We start from the raw sequence: 9288 nt of genomic DNA on the forward strand, positions 1-9288 counted from the left end.
ACTCGGGGACGGTCTTGATGACCTCGCCCTTGACGAAGATCTGCCCCTTGCCGTTGCCGGACGCGACACCGAGATCCGCCTCGCGGGCCTCCCCCGGCCCGTTCACGACACACCCCATGACCGCGACGCGCAGCGGCACCTCCATGCCGTCGAGGCCCGCCGTGACCTCGTCCGCCAGCTTGTACACGTCGACCTGGGCACGGCCGCAGGACGGGCAGGAGACGATCTCCAGACGCCGCTGGCGCAGGCCGAGGGACTCCAGGATCTGGATGCCGACCTTGACCTCCTCGGCGGGCGGCGCGGACAGCGAGACGCGGATCGTGTCGCCGATGCCCTCGCTCAGCAGCGCGCCGAAGGCGACCGCCGACTTGATCGTGCCCTGGAAGGCGGGACCCGCCTCCGTCACGCCGAGGTGCAGGGGGTAGTCGCAGGCCGCGGCCAGCTGGCGGTAGGCGTTGACCATGACCACCGGGTCGTTGTGCTTGACCGAGATCTTGATGTCACGGAAGCCGTGCTCCTCGAAGAGCGACGCCTCCCACAGGGCCGACTCGACCAGGGCCTCCGGAGTGGCCTTGCCGTACTTCTGGAGGAGGCGCGCGTCCAGCGAGCCCGCGTTGACGCCGATCCGGATCGGGGTGCCCGCGTCGTTCGCGGCCCGCGCGATCTCCTTGACCTTGTCGTCGAACTGCTTGATGTTGCCCGGATTCACCCGGACCGCGGCACAGCCCGCGTCGATCGCCGCGAACACGTACTTCGGCTGGAAGTGAATGTCGGCGATCACCGGGATCTGCGACTTGCGCGCGATCGTCGACAGCGCGTCCGCGTCATCCTGCGTCGGGCACGCGACCCGCACGATCTGGCAGCCGGACGCCGTCAGCTCGGCGATCTGCTGAAGCGTCGCCCCGATGTCGGACGTACGCGTCGTCGTCATCGACTGCACCGAAACAGGTGCGTCCCCGCCGACGGCGACCGTACCGACCTGGATCTTGCGGCTGACCCTGCGGTCGGCGAGCTTGGTCGGTACGGACGGGATTCCGAGAGAAACGGCAGTCATCTGGCGTGCATCCCCAAGGTGTGGATCAAGGTCCCGAGTTCGGCGGGCTCCAGGCTTCGAGATTACGGCACCCCACAGGGCCCGAGCACATCCCGCCCCCAAGTCCACCCAATGGTGGGCGGCCGGACACATAGCGTGTCCGGCCGCCGCAAACTTCGCGTTATCAGGAGATTCTTACCGGGTTAACTACATCCGCGATCAGGACGAGGATCGTGAAGCAGATGAAGATCCCGGCCACCACATACGCGACCGGCATCAGCTTCGCGACGTCGAAGGGGCCCGGGTCGGGCCGCTTCAGAAGCTTGGCCGCGTGCCGTCGCAGCGACTCCCACAGTGCGCCCGCGATGTGCCCGCCGTCCAGCGGCAGGAGCGGCAGCATGTTGAACAGGAACAGGGAGAGGTTGAAGCCCGCGACCAGGAACAGCATCATCGCGACCTGGTTCTCCGGCGGGATGTCCAGGGTGAAGACCTCGCCGCCCACGCGGGCCGCGCCGACGACGCCCATCGGGGAGTCCTGCTTGCGGTCGCCGTCCCCGAAGGCCGCGTCCCACAGGTCGGGGACCTTGGACGGCAGGGCGATAAGCGACTCGACGCCGTTCTCCATCATGTCGCCCATACGGTTCACGGAGTCGCCGAAGCTCTGCTTGACGATGCCGGTGGCGGGGGTGAAGCCGAGGAAGCCCGCGTAGACGTACTTCCCCTCCACATAGCCGCCGTCGCCGTCCGTCTTGCTGACCTGGTTCTTGATCAGGTTCGCGTGCAGGTCGATCTGCTTGCCGTCGCGCTCGACCGTGATGGTGGCCGGGCCGATGGTCTCGCGGATCTTCCCCTGGAGCGCGGACCAGTCGTCGACGGGCTTGCCCTGGAAGCCCACGATCTTGTCGCCGAGCTTGAGGCCGGCCGCCTTGGCGGGCGCGGCCGTGTCGCCCTTCGCGCACTTGGTGCGGTTCTCGCTCTGCTGGATGACGCAGTCGGAGACCTTGCCGACCGTCGTCGTCTGGGTGCTGATGCCGAACGTCATCATCACGCCGAGGAAGATCACCACGGCGAGGATCAGGTTCATGAACGGGCCCGCGAACATCACGATCACGCGCTTCCACGGCTTGCGCGTGTAGAAGAGGCGGGTCTCGTCGCCGGGCTTGAGCTCCTCGAAGGCGGCCGACCGGGCGTCCTCGATCATGCCGCGCCACGGAGACGTCGAGCGTGCCTCTATGCGGCCGTCCGGGCCCGGCGGGAACATGCCGATCATGCGGATGTAGCCGCCGAGGGGGATGGCCTTGACGCCGTACTCGGTGTCGCCCTTCTTGCGCGAGAAGATCGTCGGGCCGAAGCCGACCATGTACTGCGGCACGCGGATGCCGAACAGCTTGGCGGTCGACAGGTGGCCCAGCTCGTGCCAGGCGATCGAGAACAGCAGCCCGACCGCGAAGACGACTATGCCGAGGATCATCATCAGGGTCGTCATGCGCGGGCCTCCGCGGTCGCCTTCGCCGTCAGTTCACGTGCCCGGGCGCGCGCCCAGGTCTCCGCTTCGAGGACGTCCGCGACGGTCAGCGAAGTTCCCGCCGACGGCGTGCCGTGTTCGGCCACGATCTCCGTCACGGTCTCCATGATCCCGTTGAAGGGCAGGGCGCCGTTCAGGAACGCGTCCACGCACTCCTCGTTGGCGGCATTGAACACTGCCGGGGCCGTGCCCGCGAGCTTCCCCACGTGCCGGGCGAGCCCGACCGACGGAAAAGCGTCGTTGTCGAGGGGGAAGAACTCCCAGCTGGACGCCTTGGTCCAGTCGAAGGCGGGGGCGGCGTCCGGCACGCGTTCGGGCCAGCCGATGCCGATGGCGATCGGGCCTCCCATGTCGGGCGGCGTGGCCTGGGCCAGCGTCGATCCGTCGGTGAACTCGACCATGGAGTGCACGTAGGACTGCGGGTGGACGACGACCTCGATGCGCTCGAAGGGGATGTCGTAGAGGAGGTGTGCCTCGATGACTTCCAGGCCCTTGTTGACGAGCGTCGCGGAGTTGACGGTGATGACCGGGCCCATGGCCCAGGTGGGGTGCGCGAGCGCGTCCTTGGGCGTGACGTTCGCCAGATCGGCCTTCGTGCGTCCCCGGAACGGGCCGCCGGAGGCCGTGACGACCAGCTTGCGCACATCGGCGCGGGTGCCGGCGGCGAGCGCCTGGAAGAGCGCGGCGTGCTCGGAGTCGACGGGGATGATCTGCCCCGGCTTGGCGAGGGCCTTCACCAGCGGGCCGCCGACGATCAGCGACTCCTTGTTGGCGAGGGCGAGCGTGCGGCCCGCTTCGAGCGCGGCGAGGGTGGGCGCGAGCCCGATCGAGCCGGTGATGCCGTTCAGCACGGTGTGGCAGTCGGAGGCGGCGAGCTGTGTGGCCGCGTCGGGCCCGGCGAGGATCTCGGGCAGCGGCTCGCTGCCGTACTGCCCCTCCAGCGCCTCGCGCAGCGCCGGTACGACGTCCTCGCGGGCCACGGCGACGGTCCGCACCCGCAGCTGCCTGGCCTGCTCGGCGAGCAGCGCGACGCGGCCGCCCGCGGCGGAGAGCGCGGTGACGCGGAAGCGACGGGGGTTGCGCAGGACGAGGTCGATGGCCTGGGTGCCGATCGACCCGGTCGAGCCGAGGATGACGATGTCCCGCGGACCGTCCGTCACGACGGGGTCGAAGACGAGATGCGGGTCGGCGAGGGGGGCTGGACTGTCGCTCATCCCCCCATTCTTGCCTGGGTGGCGGTGTGAGGAGACACTGCGCCCCGATCCGGTCGGCCGGAATCGTGTTCCGGGGCGTCCCTGTGCGAGCGAACGCCCCGGAAAGCACGTCAGCGGATCGGCCGGTGGACGTTCTCCCGGCTGCTCGCGCCCGGTGTCGCGTCCGCGATCCAGGGGCCTTCGCCGCTGGGGTCGACGACGCCGGATTCCAGCCAGGTGTACATGCCGTTCAGGACGCCCTTGACCACCTTGCGGTCGATGTCGTCCGTGTTGGTCCACAAGCGGTCGAAGAGTTCGTCGACGCGGATGCGGGACTGGCGGCAGAAGGTGTCGGCCAGCTGGTAGGCCTCGCGGCCGTGGCCCTCCGTCGTGCGCAGGAGCTCGGCGCGTACGCACGCCGCGCTCATCGCGAAGAGTTCGGCGCCGATGTCGACCACGCGGCCCAGGAAGCCCTGCTTGGTCTCCATCTTTCCCTGCCAGCGCGACATCGCGTAGAACGTCGAGCGGGCCAGCTTGCGGGCATTGCGCTCCACATAGCGCAGGTGCGGGGAGAGGTCCGTGTGGCCGCTGGGGTGGAATTCCGTGTACGAGCGCGGGAGCTGGCCGGGGCCCGCGACGAGTTTCGGCAGCCAGCGGGCGTAGAAGCCGCCCGCCCTCGCGCCCGCCTTCGCCTTGTCGGAGAGGGACTTGTCCGGGTCGATCAGGTCGCCGGCCACCTTCAGGTGCGCGTCCACGGCCTCGCGCGCGATCAGCAGGTGCATGATCTCCGTCGAGCCCTCGAAGATGCGGTTGATGCGCAGGTCGCGCAGGACCTGTTCCGCCGGGACGGCGCGTTCGCCGCGGGCCGCGAGGGATTCGGCGGTCTCGAAGCCGCGGCCACCGCGGATCTGCACCAGCTCGTCCGCGATCAAGCAGCCCATCTCGGAGCCGTACAGCTTGGCGAGTGCCGCCTCGATGCGGATGTCGTTGCGGTCCTCGTCGGCCATCTGGGAGGAGAGGTCCAGTACGGCCTCCAGGGCGAAGGTCGTCGCCGCGATGAAGGAGATCTTCGCGCCGACCGCCTCGTGCAGCGCGACCGGCTTGCCCCACTGCTCCCGTGCGCCCGACCACTCACGGGCGATCTTCAGACACCACTTGCCCGCGCCGACGCACATGGCGGGCAGCGAGAGGCGCCCGGTGTTGAGGGTCGTCAGGGCGATCTTCAGGCCCGCGCCCTCCGGGCCGATGCGGTGCGCCGCCGGGACGCGGACCTGGTGGAAGCGGGTCACGCCGTTCTCCAGGCCGCGCAGGCCCATGAAGGCGTTGCGGTTCTCGACGGTGATGCCCTCGGCCGCGGCCTCCACCACGAAGGCCGTGATGCCGCCCTTGTGGCCCTCGGACTTCGGGACGCGGGCCATGACGACCAGGAGGTCGGCGACGACGCCGTTCGTGGTCCACAGCTTCACGCCGTCCAGGACGTAGTCGTTGCCGTCGGGCACCGCCATGGTCGCCAGGCGCGCCGGGTCGGAGCCGACGTCCGGCTCGGTCAGCAGGAACGCGCTGATGTCCGTACGGGCGCAGCGCGGCAGGAACTCGTCCTTCTGCTCCTGCGTGCCGAACTGTTTGAGCGGCTGGGGTACGCCGATCGACTGGTGGGCGGAGAGCAGCGCGCCGATGGAGGGGCTGGCCGAACCGACGAGGGCAAGCGCCTTGTTGTAGTACACCTGCGTGAGGCCGAGACCGCCGTACTTCGTGTCGATCTTCATGCCGAGCGCGCCGAGTTCCTTGAGGCCGTTGATCACCTCGTCGGGGATCTTCGCCTCGCGCTCGATGCGGGCCGAGTCGATCTTCGTCTCGCAGAAGTCGCGGAGCGCGGCCAGGAACTCCTCGCCGCGCCGGGCGTCCTCGTCGGCGGGCAGGGGGTGCGGGTGGATCAGGTCGAGCCGGAAGCGGCCGAGGAAGAGTTCCTTGGCGAAGCTGGGCTTGCGCCAGTCCTGTTCGCGGGCGGCCTCCGCCACCTGCCTGGCCTCGCGTTCACTGACGGACGCCCCGGAAGGGGGTGTGGATGGTGCGGGCATTGAGGAGCTCACCTCGCCGCGAACTGGGGTCGATCGGCTCCGGTTGACCCGATCTCGACCCGGTCGGTTACTGACTGGTGCTACTCGATCGTATGGATCGTATGTACCCGATTCGTCCGGAGCCCACCAGTCTTCGCGCAGCGTTCGGCGCATCGCGTCCCCGGACACGGAGAACGGCCGGAGCCCCCGCACAGTGGGCTCCGGCCGTCCGGTTCGGGGCTGACCTGCTTACAGGTCGAGGCCCGTCATGACCATGACCCGCTCGTAGGTGTAGTCGTCCATCGCGAAGCGGACGCCCTCGCGGCCCACGCCGGACTGCTTGACGCCGCCGTACGGCATCTGGTCGGCGCGGTAGGAGGGGGCGTCGCCGATGACCACGCCGCCCACCTCCAGGGCGCGGTGCGCGCGGAAGGCGGTCTGCAGGTCGTGCGTGAAGACGCCCGCCTGGAGGCCGTACTTGGAGTCGTTGACGGCGGCGAACGCCTCCGCCTCGCCGTCCACCTTCTTGATCGTGAGGACCGGCCCGAAGACCTCCTCGACGGCGATCGTCACCTCGCCCGGTACGTCGGCGAGCACGGTCGGCGCGTACGAGGCGCCGTCCCGCTTGCCGCCCGCGAGCAGCTGGGCGCCCGCCTGGACGGCCTCGTCGACCCAGGACTCCACGCGCTTGGCGGCGTCCTCGTTGACCAGCGGGCCGACGTCGGTCTGCGGGTCGGACGGGTCGCCGGTGTTCTGCGCCTCGATGGCCGCAAGCACGCGCGGCACGAGCCGGTCGTACACGGAGGCGTCGGCGATGACCCGCTGCACCGAGATGCAGGACTGGCCGCCCTGGTAGTTGGAGAAGGTCGCGATGCGCGCGGCGGCCCAGTCCAGGTCCTCGTCGGAGGAGAAGTCGGACAGGACGACGGCGGCGCCGTTTCCGCCGAGCTCCAGGGTGCAGTGCTTGCGCGGGACGGAGTCCAGGATCGCGTAGCCGACCTTCTCGGAGCCGGTGAAGGAGATCACCGGAAGGCGCTCGTCCTGGACGAGGGCGGGCATCTTCTCGTTGGCGACCGGAAGGATCGACCAGGACCCGGCGGGCAGCTCGGTCTCGGCGAGCAGTTCGCCGATGAGCAGGCCGGAGAGCGGGGTCGCGGGCGCCGGCTTGAGGATGATCGGCGTGCCGGACGCGATGGCCGGGGCGATCTTGTGCGCGCAGAGGTTCAGCGGGAAGTTGAACGGCGCGATGCCGAGGACGACACCCTTCGAGAAGCGGCGGGTGAAGGCGAGCCGCCCCTGGCCGCCGGCGTCGGTGTCCAGGCGCTGGGCCTCGCCGCCGTTGAACCGGCGGGCTTCCTCGGAGGCGAACCGGAAGACGGAGACGGCGCGGCCGACCTCGCCGCGGGCCCACTTGATCGGCTTGCCGTTCTCCGCGGAGATGAGCTGGGCGATCTCTTCCGTGCGCTCGACGAGCCTGCGGCTCACGTGGTCGAGCGCGGCTGCCCGCACGTGCGCCGGGGTCGCGGCGAACTCGTCGCGCACGGCGTACGCGGCGGCGACCGCCTCCTCGACCTGGGCGTCGGTCGGGACCGCCGCCTTGCCGACGAGCCGCCCGTCCCAGGGCGAAGTGACGTCGAGAGTGGTCTCACCGGTGGTCTGGCGACCGGCGAGCCAGAAGGCGTGGATGGAAGTCATGTCGATTCCCGGCCCTTCCGCGAAGGTGTGTCTTGGGGGGTACGTTCCCCACCGTAGGGGCGGGAAGGGTGCGGGACGTTTGTCCGACGCGGAGTAGTGCTCTTTGGGGCCACGCCTCTTTGGCAGGGGCGCATTTCCCCCGCAGTCACTCCGTACCGCTTGATTACTCCGTTACTCCGTACCGCTGGACGTCGCCTTCAGCGAGAGCCACAGCTCCATGCGGACGTCCGGGTCGTCCAGGGAGCGGCCGAGGATCTCCTCGACCCTGCGCATGCGGTAGCGCAGCGTGTGGCGGTGGACGCCCAGGTCGGCCGCCGCCGCGTCCCACTGGCCGTGGCGCGAGAGCCAGGCGCGCAGGGATGCGATGAGGTCGCCGCGGCCGGTGGCGTCGTGTTCGAACAGGGCGCGCAGCAGCCCGTCGGCGAACGCGCGCACCGCGTCGTCGGCGAGCAGCGGCAGGACCGAGCCCGCCGCCAGGTCCTCGTGCTCGACCATCGCGCGGCCCCGGCGCCGGGCGATGGAGAGCGCCTGGTCGGCCTGTTTGTAGGCGGTGGCCGCCGCGATCGGGCCCGCGGGCGCGGAGAGCCCCAGCAGGAGGGCCGCCCCGTCGGCCGCGGCACCCTCGGGCACCTCGGAACGCCCCGCCTCCAGCGTCTGCGCGTACGCGACGCATGCCGCCACGCCCGCGCCGCCGTCCACGACGAGCAGCACGAGCCGCTCGCCGTAGGGGACGACGAGAAGGGCCTCGCCTGCCCGGGCGGCGGCGGACTCGACGGTGTCCGTGAGCGCGGCGAAGGGGTCGCCGTCCTCCGGGGTCGCGGAGGCCGGGACTTCCGCCACGACCAGGCGGAACGGCGCGTCGAGCAGGCTGCCGTACAACTCCCCCGCCACCGTGCGGGCGTGCTCCGGCTCCCCGGCGAGCAGCATCCGCAGGACGGCGGAGCCGACCCTGGCCTCGGCCGCCTGGAGCGAGCGGTTGCGCTCGGTGGTGAGGGTGAGCAGCGCTATGGCGGAGTGCAGTGCGTACCGCTCGGCGGTGCCGAGGGTGGAGGCCGTGCCGACGGCGAGCGCGGCGCGGGGCCGCCGTCCCGTGCCGATCGAGTGCAGTTCCACCCGGTCCTCCGCGCCCGCGACGACCGCGCTCGCGGGCGCGGCCCGGTCGCGAAGGCGTTCGACGTCGGAGACGAGCCGGGCGGCGCGCCGCGAGGCCCATTCGGGCGCCGTGGCGACGACGGCGCCGGACGCGTCGTACAGCGCGGCCCAGCCGTCGACCTGCGCGGCGAGCGCGCCGAGCAGTCCCTCGGGGCCGTCGCTCAGCGCCTGCTTGGTCAGCTCGCGCTGGGCCGCGAAGCCCGCCGTCACCGCGCGGTACTGGTCGGCGGCGATGGCCGCGGACACGGCCTTGCTGATGGCCAGGAACGGCGTGCGCCGCGGCACCTCAAGGAGCGGAAGCCCTTCGTCCGCGGCGGCGTCGACCAGGGCTTCGGGGATGTCCTTGTAGTGCACGCCGACCGCGAAGCCGAGCCCGACGACCCCCGCCGCCGCGAGCCGCTTCACGTAGCGGCGCATGGCTTCGGGGTCCTCCGCGTCCAGCTTGAGCGCGGTGATCATCAGGAGCTCGCCGCCCTCCATGTAGGGCACGGGGTCGGTGAGCTCACTTGCGTGCGCCCAGCGCACGGGCGCGTCCAGATGTTCCTCACCCGCGCGCACGGTGAGCTTCAGCGCGGAGTGATGGACGAGGGAGGCGAGCGTGGGCGGCATGGGACCTTCAGGTCGGGTCAGCAG

General features: G+C 70.6%; 6 protein-coding genes. All 6 read right to left on the reverse strand.

Annotation, left to right across the window (positions count from 1 at the left end; translation table 11 throughout):
• The coding region (ispG, locus tag ACQKIP_RS15075) for a flavodoxin-dependent (E)-4-hydroxy-3-methylbut-2-enyl-diphosphate synthase (RefSeq protein WP_427743148.1) at window positions 1–1054 on the reverse strand (1054 nt) is incomplete at its 3' end.
• Between the two features lie 163 nt (window positions 1055–1217).
• A complete protein-coding gene (locus ACQKIP_RS15080) occupies window positions 1218–2519 on the reverse strand; it encodes a M50 family metallopeptidase (protein WP_365866645.1) in 1302 nt (433 codons plus the stop codon).
• On the reverse strand, window positions 2516–3772 hold the full coding sequence (gene dxr / locus ACQKIP_RS15085) for a 1-deoxy-D-xylulose-5-phosphate reductoisomerase (RefSeq protein ID WP_365866643.1): 1257 nt from the start codon (window positions 3770–3772) through the stop codon (window positions 2516–2518). Before dxr ends, ACQKIP_RS15080 begins: the two co-directional genes overlap by 4 nt.
• Window positions 3773–3882: 110 nt before the next feature.
• The gene (locus tag ACQKIP_RS15090; RefSeq protein WP_365866641.1) at window positions 3883–5829 is read right to left on the reverse strand and encodes an acyl-CoA dehydrogenase family protein; all 1947 of its coding nucleotides are present in this window, start codon (window positions 5827–5829) and stop codon (window positions 3883–3885) included.
• Between the two features lie 228 nt (window positions 5830–6057).
• Window positions 6058–7503, reverse strand: coding sequence for an aldehyde dehydrogenase family protein (locus tag ACQKIP_RS15095; protein WP_361390085.1), 1446 nt, complete (start codon window positions 7501–7503; stop codon window positions 6058–6060).
• A gap of 171 nt (window positions 7504–7674) precedes the next feature.
• Entirely contained in the window at window positions 7675–9264 is a 1590-nt protein-coding gene (locus tag ACQKIP_RS15100) for a PucR family transcriptional regulator (protein ID WP_365866639.1), read from the reverse strand.
• Between the last annotated feature and the right edge of the window lie 24 nt (window positions 9265–9288).

Origin of the sequence: Streptomyces sp. NPDC059900 (assembly GCF_050270335.1) — a bacterium.
Lineage (GTDB): Bacteria > Actinomycetota > Actinomycetes > Streptomycetales > Streptomycetaceae > Streptomyces.